Source organism: Streptomyces daliensis (assembly GCF_054782395.1).
This window is the reverse complement of record NZ_BAAGSO010000133.1, coordinates 51,340-67,221: the sequence shown is the minus strand read 5'-3', so window position 1 is coordinate 67,221 and position 15,882 is coordinate 51,340. Positions and strand designations below refer to the sequence as shown.

Annotated in this window: 12 protein-coding genes; 7 read left to right on the top strand and 5 right to left on the bottom strand. The window is 72.2% G+C overall.

Annotated elements, in window-relative coordinates; translation table 11 throughout:
• Window positions 1-57: 57 nt before the first annotated feature.
• The 4 genes from ACYVOO_RS37695 to ACYVOO_RS37680 all read left to right on the top strand — a co-directional run bounded on the left by ACYVOO_RS37695 (window position 58) and on the right by ACYVOO_RS37680 (window position 5,240).
• Complete coding sequence (locus ACYVOO_RS37695; RefSeq protein ID WP_461020238.1) at window positions 58-1,221, top strand: GmrSD restriction endonuclease domain-containing protein; 1,164 nt, start codon at window positions 58-60, stop codon at window positions 1,219-1,221.
• On the top strand, window positions 1,218-2,327 hold the full coding sequence (locus tag ACYVOO_RS37690) for an AAA family ATPase (protein ID WP_461020237.1): 1,110 nt from the start codon (window positions 1,218-1,220) through the stop codon (window positions 2,325-2,327). Before ACYVOO_RS37695 ends, ACYVOO_RS37690 begins: the two co-directional genes overlap by 4 nt.
• A gap of 31 nt (window positions 2,328-2,358) precedes the next feature.
• Entirely contained in the window at window positions 2,359-3,300 is a 942-nt protein-coding gene (locus tag ACYVOO_RS37685) for a hypothetical protein (RefSeq protein WP_461020236.1), read from the top strand.
• Window positions 3,301-3,542: 242 nt separating this feature from the next.
• Window positions 3,543-5,240, top strand: a complete 1,698-nt coding sequence (locus ACYVOO_RS37680) for a DNA repair helicase XPB (protein WP_461020235.1) — start codon at window positions 3,543-3,545, stop codon at window positions 5,238-5,240.
• Between the two features lie 23 nt (window positions 5,241-5,263).
• Here the strand turns inward: ACYVOO_RS37680 and ACYVOO_RS37675 are convergent, their stop codons facing one another.
• Complete coding sequence (locus ACYVOO_RS37675; RefSeq protein ID WP_461020234.1) at window positions 5,264-6,634, bottom strand: glycosyltransferase 87 family protein; 1,371 nt, start codon at window positions 6,632-6,634, stop codon at window positions 5,264-5,266.
• Between the two features lie 319 nt (window positions 6,635-6,953).
• Here ACYVOO_RS37675 and ACYVOO_RS37670 point away from each other — a divergent pair, with 319 nt between their 5' ends.
• A complete protein-coding gene (locus tag ACYVOO_RS37670; RefSeq protein ID WP_461020233.1) occupies window positions 6,954-9,125 on the top strand; it encodes a HelD family protein in 2,172 nt (723 codons plus the stop codon).
• 6 nt (window positions 9,126-9,131) lie between these two features.
• Here ACYVOO_RS37670 and ACYVOO_RS37665 read toward each other — a convergent pair whose 3' ends face one another.
• Window positions 9,132-9,761, bottom strand: a complete 630-nt coding sequence (locus ACYVOO_RS37665) for a TetR/AcrR family transcriptional regulator (RefSeq protein WP_461020232.1) — start codon at window positions 9,759-9,761, stop codon at window positions 9,132-9,134.
• A gap of 145 nt (window positions 9,762-9,906) precedes the next feature.
• On the opposite strand from ACYVOO_RS37665, the gene ACYVOO_RS37660 reads away from it, so the two are divergent.
• Window positions 9,907-10,455, top strand: a complete 549-nt coding sequence (locus ACYVOO_RS37660) for a PH domain-containing protein (protein WP_461020231.1) — start codon at window positions 9,907-9,909, stop codon at window positions 10,453-10,455.
• Window positions 10,452-12,143 carry a PH domain-containing protein gene (locus ACYVOO_RS37655; RefSeq protein ID WP_461020230.1) on the top strand — a complete coding sequence of 564 codons (1,692 nt, stop codon included), beginning with the start codon at window positions 10,452-10,454 and terminating at the stop codon, window positions 12,141-12,143. The genes ACYVOO_RS37660 and ACYVOO_RS37655 overlap by 4 nt, the downstream gene beginning before the upstream one ends.
• Before the next feature lie 168 nt (window positions 12,144-12,311).
• Here ACYVOO_RS37655 and ACYVOO_RS37650 read toward each other — a convergent pair whose 3' ends face one another.
• From ACYVOO_RS37650 to ACYVOO_RS37640, 3 genes are all read right to left on the bottom strand, one after another.
• Complete coding sequence (locus tag ACYVOO_RS37650; RefSeq protein ID WP_461020229.1) at window positions 12,312-13,859, bottom strand: FGGY-family carbohydrate kinase; 1,548 nt, start codon at window positions 13,857-13,859, stop codon at window positions 12,312-12,314.
• Between the two features lie 112 nt (window positions 13,860-13,971).
• On the bottom strand, window positions 13,972-15,093 hold the full coding sequence (locus ACYVOO_RS37645) for a hypothetical protein (protein WP_461020228.1): 1,122 nt from the start codon (window positions 15,091-15,093) through the stop codon (window positions 13,972-13,974).
• A gap of 92 nt (window positions 15,094-15,185) precedes the next feature.
• Window positions 15,186-15,866, bottom strand: a complete 681-nt coding sequence (locus tag ACYVOO_RS37640; protein WP_461020227.1) for an FMN reductase — start codon at window positions 15,864-15,866, stop codon at window positions 15,186-15,188.
• Window positions 15,867-15,882 lie beyond the last annotated feature (16 nt).

Sequence of the window (15,882 nt, the reverse complement as noted above, 5' to 3'; positions counted from 1 at the left end):
AGCCCGCCGTCCTTCGGTCCCGGAACAGCCAGAACGCCCGCCGCTAGGATCGCGAACATGACTACGGCGCGCGCACAGGAAGAACCTGAGGTGGTCGAAGACGTCTTCGACGGCCTGGCAACAGGTGTCGAGGTCGAGGACGAGGGGGGCGGCGGGGCTGACGTACCGATCGTCAGGCCCTGGGACCCCGCGTCGATCCGGGTGACCACGAACCAGTTCTCGCTCCGCAACATTCTGGACATGATCGACGAGGGGTCACTGGAACTGGCCCCCGACTTCCAGCGCGGCAAGGTGTGGAAAGCTGAGCAGAAATCACGCCTCGTCGAGTCCGTACTCCTACAGATTCCACTCCCTGCGTTCTATTTCGCCGAGGACAGTGACGGCGCGTTCCGAGTCGTCGACGGACTACAGCGACTGTCGACCCTTCATTCCTTCGTCCGGGAAAATGCACAGGGATTCCGGCTCAAAGGAATGGAATATCTCAACGAGAACAACAAGAGCTTCTCGGATCTTCCCGTGCAATGGCAGCGCCGCATCTATAACACCCAGCTTGTGGTGAACGTCATCGATCCGACGACGCCGCCGGACGTCATGTACGACATCTTCAAGCGCATCAACACCGGCGGCACACCACTCAACGCGCAGGAAATCCGGCACTGCATGAGCAGGGCACGGAGCCGAGAAATCCTCAAGTCCATGACAGCCATGGACGAATTCAACACGGCGACGAACGGCATGCACGGTCACATCCGTATGAACGACCGCGAGATGGCGCTCCGCTTCGCCGCCTTCTGGCTGCTGGGCATGGACGCGTACATGGCACGACCGGCGATGGACCTGTTCCTGGAGCGCGCGACGAGAATGCTGGACGATCCGGAGGCGCTGTCCGATACACGCGTGGACGAACTGTGCGCGGCATTCCGTTCGGCCATGCTTAACGCCCATCTGGTCTTCGAGGAACACGCATTTCGCAAATGGCCGAACGGTGTGACGGGACGCAACCCGATCAACAGAGCGCTCTTCGAGAGCTGGTCCATCGCGCTCGCCCCATACGATTCGGCTGACCTGAGAAGCCGAAGGACGGACATCGTGTCGGCCGCCCGTTCCAGGATGACCAGCGACATCGACTACCTCGACGCCATCACCGCGTCCACCAGCGACCGGCGCCGTGTCGAGTACCGTTTCCAGGCCGCGGCAGAGGACGCGAAGGCGGGCACGTGATCACCGAGTTGGGAATCCGCAACTTCAAGTGCTTCTCGGACGCCGAGTTCGACCTGCGCTCACTGACCGTATTGACCGGGCTGAACGGGTCGGGCAAGAGCACCGTGGTCCAGGCCCTGCTGCTGGCCCGGCAGGCGGCCCAGTCCCCGGGCGACGGGATGATCAAGCTCAACGGTCCCTACGGACTGGCTCTGGGCGAGGCGCAAGAACTACTGCATCCAGCGGCGCAGCAGCCCGAATTCCACGTGCGGCTGCGAGACGACAGAGCGGATGCCGAATGGAGCTACCGCTTCGGTATTCCCACCGAACGCGCACTGCATCTCACGGCCGAAGCATCACCCGGCCAGTCACCGCCCGCCTTGTGCCAACAGGGAAGCGGCTTCACTTATCTCTGCGCGGAACGCCTCGGCCCCCGCGATCTGCTGTCCGTGTCCGCCGAGCCGCCTGACGAACTCGGAGTCGGCGTACGGGGAGAGCACACGGCACAGGTACTGGCGCTGCGCCAGGAAAGGCTGACCACACGGCGACTGACCGTACGCGAGCCGCTGCTGCACCCGGATTCCGAGGTGCCCCTTCTCCGCACCCAGGCGGAAGCGTGGGCCTCGCACATCATCCGCCCTCTCCAGATCACGGCACAATGGGCACCAGGAATCGCCGCGAGCACTATCCGCTTCAGAGAGGCGGGTCCGTACGGCGAGGTGATCCGCCCGGCCAACACCGGCTTCGGTGTTTCCTACGCCCTGCCCATCATCGTCGCTGGGCTGATGACCGAACCCGGCGACATCCTGATCGTGGAGAATCCCGAGGCACACCTTCATCCTGCCGGGCAGTCACAACTGGGCCGCTTTCTGGCACAGGTCGCGGGCAGCGGAGTTCAAGTGGTCGTGGAGACTCACAGCGACCACGTTCTCAACGGTGCCCGACTCGGCGTCGCCGAAGAAGGACCCCTGTCATCGCAGGAGGCGATCGTGCACTTCTTCGGCCGGGAGGAGGCCGTCCCCATCGAGCTGACCTCGCGGGGAGAGCTGACCACCTGGCCAAGCGGCTTCTTCGACCAGATCGAGGACGACCTGGGAAGGCTGGCACGTGCCCGACGCCGAAGGTGAACCAGACCGAAACACGTCGTACCGGGTGGTCGTGGACGAGACCAGTTTCGACTTCCGCGGGTTGACCCCTGACCAGCTCACCCGCTTACTGGACGACTTCAACGACGCGCTCGGGGGCATCCTCCGCGAATGGCCAGTGGCCACAGCGGAATGGTGGTACGAACACGCGTGTACGGACGACTGCGGGCTGTCCGACTTTCTCCGCATGCGTGAAGGCCCAGGCGCCGTGGTCTCTCCTGACGTGCGCCGTCGAACAGCCATCCTGATGGACCGCTGTCGCACATGGGACACGGACGAGACCCCAGACGCTCCGGACACCGTCCACATCGCCGGAAAGGTGCATGAGTTCGCCTGGACACTGGGCCACGCTCTGCGACGCACGCTGGACGGCCGTACAACGGCCTGCCTCGTCTTTCCCTCCGACGGCGGCGTCACGAGCGGATGGCAGCCGGTCAGCCTTCCCTCGGGTGGGGCGGGGGCCGAGCTGTACTTCCTGAGTACCGACCGCGAACTCGCCGCCTTCTGGCGCGGCCTGTACGAGCGGGAAAACATTCCCGAGCACCGCTTCTTCGAACTGGCGGCGGACGCCTTCCCGGAACTTGTCCTCGCGAATTCCCTGTCCTTCCGGAAGTTCGACGGCGCCTATCGAGAGTTGCACCTCTGGGTCGCCAAGGTCCTGACCGTCCTGAATGATCACTTCGCGGCTTCCCTGAAGCGACACGACGGGCTTCCACACGGCGTCCAAGCCGAGCTGGGCCGCTTCGGCGTCGACCTGTCGCCCGAGAGCCCGAATACCAGGGCCAAGGAAAAGGCGATGCGGCAGCGCGATGTCGAGCACGACGGAGAGACTTATCGCTGCGAGTGGCACGCGAAGCAGCATCCGGCACGGAACCGCGTGCACTTCACGCTCCCCGAGCAGCGGCTGGGCGGGCGCGTTCTGATCGGAATCTTCGTTGACCACCTGGACACCTAGCCTGACGGACAGTAACCGCGATCGCCAGGCCAGCGTTTCCCAGGCACCTCGGGGCCAGCCCCCCGCCGCACTGCCGCGGGGCACCGGCCTGTCCGCCACAGGCCCGCCCGCCCTGACGCCGGGCCTGCCCCGCTCCTCCCGCACCTGTGCCGACGCCCACAGCCGTACCCGCCACGATGCGGCACACTGGACGTTTGGCCACAGAGCCGAACCGCCCCCATCGCGACACGGAGGAGACCCGCGTGAACAGTGGGCCCCTGATCGTCCAGAGCGACAAGACGCTGCTGCTGGAGGTCGACCACGAGCAGGCGGACGCGTGCCGTCGCGCCATCGCGCCCTTCGCCGAGCTGGAGCGGGCGCCCGAGCACATTCACACGTACCGGCTCACCCCGCTCGGCCTGTGGAACGCGCGCGCGGCCGGGCACGACGCCGAGCAGGTCGTGGACGCGCTCGTCGCGTACGCCCGCTACCCCGTGCCGCACTCCCTCCTCGTCGACGTCGCCGAGACCATGGCCCGCTACGGCCGTCTCCGGCTGCTCAAGCACCCCACGCACGGGCTCGTCCTGGAGACCAGCGACCGGCCTGTGCTGGAGGAGATCCTGCGCTCGAAGAAGGTCCAGCCGCTGGTCGGGGCCCGAGTGGACCCGGACACGGTGATCGTGCACCCCTCCGAGCGCGGCCAGATCAAGCAGGTGCTGCTGAAGCTGGGCTGGCCCGCCGAGGACCTCGCGGGTTACGTGGACGGCGAGGCGCACCCCATCGCGCTGGACGAGAGCGGCTGGTCGCTGCGCCCGTACCAGCAGCAGGCCGTCGAGGGCTTCTGGCACGGCGGCTCCGGTGTCGTCGTGCTGCCCTGCGGCGCGGGCAAGACCCTCGTCGGCGCCGGTGCCATGGCGGAGGCCAAGGCGACCACGCTCATCCTCGTCACCAACACGGTCTCGGCCCGTCAGTGGAAGTCCGAGCTGATGCGGCGCACGACGCTGACGGAGGAGGAGATCGGCGAGTACAGCGGCACCAGGAAGGAGATCCGCCCGGTCACGATCGCCACGTACCAGGTGATCACGACCAAGCGGAAGGGCGTCTACCCGCACCTGGAGCTGTTCGACTCCCGCGACTGGGGCCTCATCGTCTACGACGAGGTGCACCTGCTGCCCGCGCCGGTCTTCAAGTTCACCGCCGACCTCCAGGCCAGGCGGCGCCTCGGGCTGACGGCCACGCTCGTGCGGGAGGACGGCCGCGAGTCGGACGTCTTCTCCCTCATCGGCCCCAAGCGCTTCGACGCGCCCTGGAAGGAGATCGAGTCGCAGGGCTACATCGCCCCGGCCGACTGCGTCGAGGTCCGCGTCAATCTGACGGACTCCGAGCGGCTCGCGTACGCCACGGCCGAGGCCGAGGAGAAGTACCGCTTCTGCGCGACGACGGACAGCAAGCGCCGCGTCACCGAGGCGCTGGTGCGGCGGCACGAGGGGGAGCAGACCCTCGTCATCGGCCAGTACATCGACCAGCTCGACGAACTGGGCGAGCACATCGGCGCCCCCGTCATCAAGGGCGACACGAGCAACGCGCAGCGCGAGAAGCTGTTCAACGCCTTCCGCGAGGGCGAGCTGACGTGCCTCGTCGTCTCGAAGGTCGCGAACTTCTCCATCGACCTGCCGGAGGCGACGGTCGCCATCCAGGTCTCCGGCACGTTCGGTTCCCGCCAGGAGGAGGCCCAGCGCCTGGGCCGCGTCCTGCGCCCGAAGGCCGACGGGCACGAGGCCCGCTTCTACTCCGTCGTCGCCCGCGACACGATCGACCAGGACTTCGCAGCGCACCGCCAGCGGTTCCTGGCCGAACAGGGCTACGCGTACCGCATCGTCGACTCCCACGAACTCCTCGCGTCCCCGGAGAGCCAGGAGAACCCGGAGGCCCCGGGCACCCCGGGCACCCCGGAGGGGTGAAAGCCGCGGTCCGCGGCGCCCCGTCAGCCCGAGGACTCCGGCGACGGGGCATCGCGTCCGGGCGCTCGTCCCGGGAACGGGAGGCGGACGGCGCGGAGGCGCAGGGCCAGTGCGCCCAGTGCCAGCAGGCCCAGCACGGGGTACGGGGAGGCCAGGGGCTGGAGCCACCAGGCGAGGTGGAGGTCCTGGTCGCCCGCCTTCGGGACCAGCCACATCGTGCGGGCCGCGAAGAGCACGGCCACCGGCGCCGTGGTCCGGCGCACCGCGCGCGAGGGCGAGGTGGCGAGCGCGAAGAGCAGCGGCACGCACCACACCCAGTGGTGGGACCAGCTGATCGGTGAGACCAGCAGCGCGAGCAGCGCCGTGACGAGGACGCCCCAGCGGTCCCCGTACCCGCCCTTCCCTCCGGCGGCGCGGTCCCTGACGTACGCGCGACGGGCCAGCGCCAGCCCCGCCAGCCCGACGAGCGCGGCCGGGACCAGCCACAGCAGCCCGGGTTCGGGCGTGTGCGCGGCGCGCGCGAGCAGTCCCTGGAGCGACTGGTTGTCGACGATCCACGCCTTGCCGACCCGCGACGTCTCGAACATCCGCCGCGTCCAGAAGTCCCAGCTCGCGCCCGGCAGGACGAGCGCGCCGAGCGCGACCGTCGCGGCGAAGCCCGCGAGCGCGCCGAGCGCGGCCCGCAGCCGCCCCGTCAGCAGCAGATAGACGGCGAAGATCGCGGGCGTGAGCTTGATGCCCGCCGCGACCCCGATGGCCAGGCCCTTGCCGCGCGCCCCGTCGGGCCTGGTGAGGTCCCACAGCACGAGGCAGGCCAGGGCCAGGTTGATCTGTCCGAAGACGAGCGTCTGGAAGACCGGTTCGAGCCACAGGCCCGCGCCCGTCGCGGCGAGGACGACGGGCAGCCGCAGCGCGGGGGGCACGGGGCGCGGCCCGGCGTCCGTCAGCCGGAGGGAGAGGTGGACGAGGAGGGCGAGGAGCGCCGCGTTGCCGAGGGCGAAGGCCACCTTGAGCGCGGGCAGCGACAGCCATGTGGTCGGTACGAAGAGGATCGCCGCGAAGGGCGGGTACGTGGCGGGGAGCTTCCACTCGGTGACGGTGAAGCCGTACAGGTCGGTGCCCTGCGCCACGGCGCGGCCCTCGGCGCGGTAGACGAGCACGTCGGCCATGGGGAAGCGCTGGACGAGGCACAGCGCGGCGAACGCGGCGAGCGACAGCGCGAGGAGGGCGACGGCGGCGACGGTGAGGGCGCGGGTCCGTCCGCGCGGTACGCCGTCGTCGCCGCCGTTGGCGTCGTCGCCGTCGTTGGCGTTGACGTCGCCACGGAGAGTGCGAAGGGTGCGGGGAGTACGAGGAGTGCGGGGGGTGTCCCCGTAGGTGCCCGGCCCTGTCACCTGTGCCGTCTCCCGTCCCCGGGCGGGGCGGCCCCGCCCGGATGCTCACTGGTCGCTGGTCGCTGGTCGCTGGTCGCCGGTGCCGGTGCCGGTCGGCGCCCCGCCGCGACCCTAGTCGACGTCTCCGCGCGGACCACGGCCCGTGCCCAGGCAGAAAGCGTGCCCAGCGTGCGGGCGGGAAATTCGTTCGCCGCGCTTCCGGCCCGTCGCTAGAATCGCGCGTCTTGCCGCCTCCCGGGACGGGAGGAGCCGACCGCACGGCAACCGGTCGGCACGCTCATGCCCCGTACCCGTCGCGCACCCAGCCGGAGGCTTCACCGTGACCGCCCCTGCCCCCGAACCGGCCCAAGAAGCGGAGCCGGAACCCGCCGCTCCCCCACCGTCGAACCCGGCGGACGAGCCGGACCCGTCGGACCCCCTCGGCCATGAACGCGGCCACCTCGCCGCGTCCCGCGCCGCGCTCCGCGCCATGCGCGAGGACGCGGAGGCGCTCGACATCGGCAACGTGACGGCGAACTGGGTCAACGCCGAAGTGCTCCAGTCCGAGGTCGACGCGCGCATCAAGTCGCTGGCCGACCTCGCCCACACCCCCCTCTTCTTCGGCCGCCTCGACTATCTGCGGCACGCGGCCGGGCACACCTTCTACATCGGCCGCCGCCACGTGCACGACGCCGACGGCGACCCGATGGTCGTGGACTGGCGCGCCCCCGTCTCGCAGCCCTTCTACCGCGCGTCGAAGAAGGACCCGCAGGACGTGGCGCTGCGGCGCCGCTTCGGCTACACGGGCGGGGAGCTGACGGCCTACGAGGACGAGCACCTCACCGACCCGGCCGAGGCGGAACGCACCAGCGCGCTGCTCCAGTCGGAGATCGAGCGCCCGCGCGTGGGCCCGATGCGGGACATCGTCGCGACGATCCAGCCGGAGCAGGACGAGATCGTGCGCGCGGGCATCGACGGCACCGTCTGCGTCCAGGGCGCTCCCGGCACGGGCAAGACGGCCGTCGGCCTGCACCGCGTCGCGTATCTCCTCTACGCGCACCGCGAGCGCCTCCATCGCACCGGCACCCTCGTCATCGGCCCCAACGACTCCTTCCTCCACTACATCGAGCAGGTGCTGCCCGCGCTGGGCGAGCTGGAGGTGAAGCAGGCGACGGTCACCGAACTCGTCGCCGCCCACGTCCACGCGCACGTCCAGGTGCGCGGCGAGGACGGCGCGGAGAGCGCCCGCGTCAAGGGCGACGCGCGGATGGCCGAGGTGCTGCGGCGCGCCGTGCGGTCCGGGGTGACGGCGCCGGCGGAACCGTGCGTGGTCGTGCGCGGGTCGCGGCGCTGGCGGGTACCGGCGTACGAGCTGGCGGAGATCGTCCAGGAGCTGCTGGCCCGCGACATGCGGTACGGCGCGGCGCGCGAGGCACTGCCGCAGCGGATCGCGCACGCGGTGCTGGTGCGCATGGAGCAGGCGGGCGAGGCGCCTGACGACCGCGTACAGGACGCGGTCGCGCGCGATCCGGCGGTCAAGGCCACGGTCAAGGCCGCCTGGCCCGCCGTCGATCCGGCGAAGCTCGTGCTGCGCCTGCTCTCCGACGCGGACTTCCTCGCGGAGCACGCGGACGGGCTGCTGACGGCGGACGAGCAGAAGGCGGTGCTGTGGGAGCGGCCCGCGCGCGGGGTGAAGTCGGCCAGGTGGTCGGCGGCCGACGTGGTGCTCGTGGACGAGGCGGCCGACCTGGTGTCCCGTACGCCCTCGCTCGGCCATGTCGTCCTGGACGAGGCGCAGGACCTGTCGCCGATGCAGTACCGCGCCGTCGGACGCCGCTGTTCGACGGGCTCGGCGACGGTGCTCGGCGACCTCGCGCAGGGGACGACGCCGTGGGCGACGGCGAGCTGGGAGGAGGCGCTGCGGCATCTCGGCAAGCCGGACGCGCTGGTGGAGGAGCTGACGCAGGGGTTCCGCGTGCCGCGCGAGGTGATCGCCTACGCGTCCAGGCTGCTGCCCTCGATCGCCCCCGGCCTGGCGGAGGCGACGTCCATCCGCGAGGCGCAAGGGCTCTTCTCCGTACGGGAGGTGGGGGAAGCGCGGGAGGCGCGGGGGCGCGGTGGCCGCGAGGAGCTGGACGGGGCCGTCGTACGGGCCTGCCGGGAGGCGCTGGAGCACGAGGGGTCCGTCGGGCTCATCGCGGCCGGGCCCCGGGTGGCGGAGCTGGCCGCCGCACTCGACGCGGCAGGGCTCGACGTGCTGGGTCCCGGCGAGGAGACCAGTGCAGAGCGGCGCCTCACGCTGGTGCCCGCGACGCTCGCGAAGGGGCTCGAATACGACTACGTCGTGCTGGACGAGCCAGCGGCGGTGGTGGCGGCCGAGCCCGACGAACGGACGGGGCTCCGCCGCCTCTACGTCGCCCTGACCAGGGCCGTCTCGGGCCTCACCGTCGTACACGCCCGCCCGCTGCCGGTGGCGTTGCGGGGCGGGGCCGGGGAGTCGCCGGGTCGTTGACCAGGGTCAGGGGGCCGAGGAGGTCGCGGGGGCCGAGGGGGACGAGAAGAGGCCGCTCAGGTGGTGGTCCAGGAGGGCGAGGGCGGCGTCCGGGGTGAGGACGTCGAGCAGTACGTAGCTGGTGAGGCCGTCGACGAGCCCGATCAACAGCATCGCCTCCGCCTCCACGTCCCTGCCGTCCGCGACGTCCCCCCGCTCCTGCCCCGCCCTCAGCAAGGAGGCGAAGAACCCCCGCAGCGCGGGGATGCCCTCCTGCGCCTTCTTCCGCGTCTCCTCGTCGTGGACGGCGCGTACGAAGTAGGCGATCTGGACGAGGTTGCCGGTGCGGCTCTTCTCGTCCAGCGGCAGCATCTCCGCGAGTGACTCGCGCAGCACGTCGTACGGCGCGGGCTCCCCCGGCAGCGCCGCTATGCGCTGCCGTATCCGCTGCTCGGCCAGTTCCTCGATGTGGCCGAGGGCGAAGGTGAGCATCTCGTCCTTGCTCGTGAAGTAGTGCTGGAGCTGGCCCAGCGAGATGTTCGCCGCCGCCGCCACGTCCCGCAGCCTGGTGCCTTCCAGGCCCCGGGTGCTGGCGATCTGCCACAGGGCCTCCGCGATCTTCCTGCGGCGCGCCTCGTGGTCCACCTGCTTCGGCAAGCCCTCCGCCTCCTCCCGGCGTTCTCCGGTCCGCGCTTTACAAGTCCGTTGTATTGGAATACCTTAGCCCATGACCGTTCCAATACCGATGACTTGACAAGAGCAAGCAGAGTCGGCCAGGCAGATGACAGACGGGGGAACCACCATGTCCGCGAGGGCACACGACCCAGCACAGGTGCATGCACAGGCACAGCTACGGCTGCGGCAGCCCCGGCACCGGGCCGATCCGCGGGCCTGGCGCTGGTGGACGGCGCAGGCGTGGGCCGTGTTCTCGGGACCGGCACTGCTCGTCGCGGCGACGCTGTTCGTGCTCGCGCTGCTCTTCTTCCCCGGCGCCCTCGGGTGGCTCGGCCCGCTGCTGCTGGCCGTGCTCGTGGCCCCGGCACTCGTGTACGCGGGGGTCATGCCCGCCATGCGGCGCCGCGTGCACGCGTGGGAGCTGGGCGGCCAGGCGGTCTACGCGGTCAGCGGCTGGTACTGGCAGAAGCACCGCATCACCCCGCTCTCGCGGGTGCAGACCGTGGACACCGTGCACGGCCCGCTCCAGCGGATGTTCGGGCTGGCCACCGTCACCGTGACCACCGCCTCGACGGCGGGCGACGTCCGTATCGCCGGACTCGCCGCAGCCGAGGCCGGGGAACTCGCGCGCCGCATCGGCGCCGCGGCCCAGCTCACCCCGGGGGACGCCGCGTGAGCGCGACGAAGGCCGTGGGCGACGGCACGGCGGCACCGGACACTTCGGCCACCTCGGAGGGCACATGGCACGCGCCCGACCCGCGCACGCTCGCCGTCCACGTGAGCTGGCTGGCCGCTCCCCTCGCCTCCACCTTGGCCACCGTCGCGCTCGGGGGAGGACGGGTCACTGCGGGCACCTGGATCACGCTCGGCTCGGTCGCGGCCACCTTCCTGGTGATCACGGCACTCGGTCTGGCCCGCTGGCGCACGACGCGCTACCGCGTCACGGACACCGCCTTCGAACTGCGCACGGGACTGCTCGGCCGGAGCCTGCGCCGCGTGCCGCTGCACCGCGTCCGAAGCATCGATCTGTACGCGCATCCGGTGCACCGCCTCTTCGGCCTGACCGTCCTGCGGGTCGGCACGGCGGGCAGCGCGAGCGGCGGCGGTTCGGGGACCGGGGCGAGCGGTGAGCTGCGGCTGGAGGCGCTCACCCGGGCCGACGCCGAACGGCTCAGGAAATCCCTGCTCGCCCACCCCGCGCGCACGGCAGGAGCGGGGACGGAGACCGGCGCCGGGGCCGACGGGGCCGCGTCCACGTCCGCGTCCACGTCCGCGCTCGCGCCCGCGTCGGACACCGTGCTCGCCACGGCGGACTGGCGCAGACTCCGCTACGCACCGCTCACGTTCTGGGTGTTCGGCGGCGTCCTCACCGTGCTCGGCACGGCCTGGCGCGTGCTCGACGGCATGGGCGTCGAGCCGTGGCGCCTGGGCCCCGTGCGCCGGGCCGCCACCGCCGTGGGCGGCTCCCCCTGGCTGCTCGCGCCCGCCGCGCTGCTGGTCACCGCGCTCGTCGGCGCCGTGGGAGCCGTCGTGCTCGCGGCCGAGAACTGGTGGCGGTACCGCCTGGAGTGGACCGGGCCCGCCACGCTGCGCATCCGGCGCGGACTGCTGACCACCCGCTCCGTCTCCATCGAACGCACCCGGCTGCACGGGGTGGCGCTGCGGGAACCGTTGCTGCTGCGCGCGGCGGGCGGCGCGTCCGTACGGGCCATCGCGGGCGGCCTCGGCAACCGCGAGGAAAACCGCTCCCGCAGCGTGCTGCTGCCACCGGCCTCGCGGACGGAAGCACTGGGCATCTGCGCGGCCGTGCTCACCCCTCCCGGCGGCACACCGGAGGCGCCGACGCCGGAACGGCTGGACACGGGCTCGGGGGCCGCGCCCCGGCTTACCCCGCATCCGCGCCCCGCCTTCCGGCGCCGCCTGCTGCGGGGACTGGGCTGGGCCGTCGCGCCCGTGTCCGCCGTCCTGGCACTGCTCGCCGCGCTCCTGGACGTGGGCGTGCTGTGGCACTGCGCCTGGGGGTACGCGGCCGTCGCCGTACCGGCGGGCTGGTGGCTGGCCCGGGACGCCGCACGGGGGCTCGGGCACGGCGTGGCCGGGTCGCGGCTGCTGATCAGGTCCGGCACGTTCAGCCGGGACCTCGTCGCCCTGCGGCGCGAGTCCGTCCTCTCCTGGACGTTCACCGGGACGCCGCTGTCCCGGCGTGCGGGGCTGCTCTCGGTCACGGCCGGGGTGGCCGGTGGCGAGGACGGCTACCGAATACCGGACATGTCGGCCCACGACGCCGTCGCCTTCGCCCACGCGGCAGCGCCCGGCATCCTCGACGACTTCCTCGTCCCGAACCACCGCGCGGCCCCGGCCTGACCCACGCCACGAACCGGACCGCGCCTGCCGCCCACGCCCAGCCCGTACCCCACCCTCGCGGACTCGCGGACTACGGCGAGGCTGCGGGCGGTGGTCGACGGCCACGGACGCCGGGCCGGCCACGGCCGCCGGCCACAAGGCCAGGGGCCAGGGGCCACGGCCGCCCGTCTACGAGTGGGGCGAGGCCGCCAGGGCGTGCACGGTGGGCTCGGTCTGCTCGTACAGGTTCAGATAGTGGTCGTAGAGCGCGGCGTACGTGGGGCCGTGTGCCGGGTCGGGGGTGACCGTGGATTCGATGGGGTTCCATGTGGCGATGTCCTCGCGGTGCGCGAGGCCGACGCCCACGGCGGCGAGGAACGCGTCGCCGTACGCGGCGCCGACGGTGTAGCGGGGCACCTGCTGCTCGCGGCCCGTGACGTCGGAGACGATCCGCGTCCACAGCTCGCGTGCCCCGCCGCCCACCGCGACGAGTCTGCGCGGGTCGCCGCCCGCCTCGGTCATCGCGGCCAGGTTGTGCCGTACGCCGAAGGCCGTGGCCTCCAGCGCGGCCCGGTACAGGTGCGCGCGTCCGTGCCGGAGGGTGAGCCCCGCGATGACGCCCCGCGCGTCGGGGTCGAAGCGCGGGGTGCGCTCCCCCGCGAAGTACGGCAGCATCAGCAGCCCCTCGGCGCCGGGCGGCAGTCCGGCCGCCTCGGCGGTCAGCGTGGCGTAGTCCGCGCCCGTGAGGTCGCGCAGCCAGGACGTCACCGCGCCCGAGGTGGCCATGCCGCCCGCGAGGCAGTACGTGCCCTCGAAGGCGCCCGCCGTGGACCACAGGCGGGCGTCGGGCACCGGCTCGGGGACCACGTTCACCAGGAACATCGTCGTGCCGTACATCAGCATCAGGTCGCCGGTGCCCGTCGCGCCCACGGCCGTGGCCTCGGACCAGGCGTCGACGGTGCCCGCCGTGACCGGCGTACCGGCCGGGATGCCGGTGGCCTCGGACGCCGCCGCCGACACCTCTCCCACCACGTCGGAGGGCCACACCAGCTCGGGCCACTCCAGGCCCGGCGCGATCTCTTCGCGCCAGTCCTCGATCCAGGCGCGCTCGCGCAGGTCGTAGAGCGGGGTGCACTGGCTGGCCGAGTGGTGGTCCAGTACGTACGCGCCCCCGGACCCCGGGCCCGAACCGGAGCCAGAGGGGTCCGTCAGGGGGTCCGTCAGGGGGTCCGTCAGGCGGTGGACGAGCCATGAACTCGCCATGTACCAGCGGCGGGTGCGCGCGTACACCTCGGGCTCCCGTTCCCGCAGCCACGCCAGCTTCGGGCCGACGGCCTGGCTGGTCAGCGGCGAGCCGCAGCGCTCCAGGACGCGCTGTGCGCCGTAGCGCGCGGTCTGCGCGGCGATCTGGTCGCCCGCGCGGGTGTCGACGCCGTAGAGGACGGCGGGGCGCAGCGGTGTGCCGTGCGCGTCGGCCGGGAGGAGGCAGGGGCCGATCCCGCTGACGCAGACCCCGGCCAGCGCGGTCACGCCCTCGCACAGCTCCCTCGCGAGGGCCCGCAGGTCGTGCCACCAGACCGTTTCGGCGTCGTGCTCGAACCAGCCGGGTCGCGGCGTCTCCGTGCGGTGCTCGCGCACGGCCTCGGCGACGAGCGTCCCGTCCGCCGCGTCGACCAGCACCCCCTTGGACGACGACGTGCCGATGTCGATGCCCAGCAGCAGTCCGTTCCGTGTCACGTGGCCTTCGCGCTCCCGTCGTGCCTCGCCGTTCGCCGTCGCGCCGTCGCCGTTCCGCCGCCGACGGCGTGCTCAGTCTCCAGACGGCTTCCTCAGTGTCCAGGAGGCGGCGTCATGCCTCCTCGTACGGGGCCCAGTTCCGTCCGCCGTCCTTCGAGGTCCACATGCCCTCGCCGTCGGCGATCCCGTACAGCGTCCGGCCGAGGGGGACGATCTCGTCGAAGGCGGCGGGCGTCTCCAGGCGGTGGAAGGAGGCGTTGGCGGGGGTGTCGGCCAGCCAGTAGCCCGCGTCGCGCTCGCCGATGAGGAGGCGGCCGTCGCGCAGCGCGGTCAGGGCGGGGTCGGTCAGGGAGGAGAGGGGGAGCCGCGAGGAGTCCGTGAGGGTGCGCCAGGTGGCGCCCGCGTCCGTCGTCAGGACGAGGGCGCGTACGCGCGGGTCGGGCGCCGTCTCGTCCTCGGCGAGCGTGACGGCTGCCGTGCCGCCGTCGGCGGCGAACTCCTGCGGCGCGGTGCCTTCCGGCAGCCCGAACGTGTGCCGCCCGCGCTCCCCCTTCGCCGTCAGCCAGGCGACGGACGCGTCCTTCTCGCCCCACATCGGCACCGACCACGTGGTGCCAGCGCGGTCGACGGCCGTGTGCTGGTTGTCGTCCGGCAGCCCGCCGAGCGGGGCGAGGGTGCCGGCGGACGGACGATAGGCGACGGTCGGCTCCAGCTCGTTGACCAGCACGTCCCCCTTGCGCACGGCCCGCGCGCCGTCCTCGGTGCGCAGCTCGCGCGCTTGGCCGCTCACGTCGAGGAAGAAGCCCTCGGTCTCCGCCTTCGGCGCGAACACGAACCCGCCCCCGACCCCGTGGACCTGCCAGTACCGGTAGCCCGCCTGCCCGTGCTCGGCGACCTCCTCGCCGTCCGGGCCGTAGACGCGCCAGGCGACGGCGCCGTCCTCGCCGCCCTCCTCGTCGCGCAGGTAGTAGGCGAGCAGCAGCGACCCGTCCGTGGCGCGGGCGACCTCGCTCGGGGCCCCGGCGGCCTCGATGATCTCGTCGGCGTCCGGGTCGGGGTCGGCGAGGACGCGCTGGAGCGCCGTGGCGCCGTCGGGTCCGGGCGAAGCGGAAGCGGACCCGCACCCCGCCAGCAGCGGCACGGCGCCGACGACGGCCACGGCGAGCGCCCTCGTGACCCGTGCGCCCCTGGCGCCCTTGCCGTACCCGGTCCTCGTCCCACTGCGCGCCGCCATGCGGATCAGCCCCCTGCCGATGGTTCTGACGATGGTTCCGTTGCGGTAGGGGACGCCGTGACGGAAGTGTCCAGTTCCGTCACGGCGTACGGTCAGCCCGTCGGGCGCAGCGCCGCGAGCTGTTCCTCGAAGGGGACGACCGTGTCGGGGTCGTACGCGTCCGCCCCGGCACCGGCGCCCGGAACCGCATCCGTACCTGCGCCCGCGCCACGGCCCCGTACCAGCAGGGCCAGCTCGCCCGCCGCCCTGTCGATGCGCGCGTGCAGCCCCTCGCCCGCGCCGCCGCCCGCAGCACCCTCCGTGCCGCCCCAGTCCTCCGACGCCGCGTACACGCCCGTGGGCACCACGAGGGCGCGCAGGTAGGAGAACAGCGGACGCATCGCGTGGTCCAGGACCAGCGAGTGGCGCGGGGTGCCGCCCGTCGCCGCGACGAGGACGGGCTTGGCGGCCAGCGCGGTGTTGTCGATGACGTCGAAGAACGACTTGAACAGCCCGCTGTAGGACGCCGTGAACACGGGCGTGACGGCGATCAGCCCGTCGGCCTCCGTGACCGCCTCCACCGCCTCGCGCAGCGCGGGCGCGGGGAAGCCGGTGAGCATGTTGTGGGCGATGTCCGACGCCAGGTCGCGCAGCTCGACCACGCGCACCTCGACCGTACGGCTGCCGTCGTCCAGGCGCTCCCTGGCCGCCTCAGCCAGCCGGTCCGCGAGGAGCCGGGTGGAGGAGGGCTGGCTCAGCCCGGCCGATACGGCGACGAGCTTCAGGGGTTCCATCGTGTGCGTCCTTTCC

What these genes read in the sequence shown, in the direction of transcription:
- ACYVOO_RS37645 (WP_461020228.1), bottom strand. Translation starts at nt 15,093, where the DNA reads ATGGCGGCGCGCAGTGGGACGAGGACCGGGTACGGCAAGGGCGCCAGG.
- ACYVOO_RS37640 (WP_461020227.1), bottom strand. Translation starts at nt 15,866, where the DNA reads ATGGAACCCCTGAAGCTCGTCGCCGTATCGGCCGGGCTGAGCCAGCCC.
- ACYVOO_RS37660 (WP_461020231.1), top strand. Translation starts at nt 9,907, where the DNA reads ATGTCCGCGAGGGCACACGACCCAGCACAGGTGCATGCACAGGCACAG.
- ACYVOO_RS37695 (WP_461020238.1), top strand. Translation starts at nt 58, where the DNA reads ATGACTACGGCGCGCGCACAGGAAGAACCTGAGGTGGTCGAAGACGTC.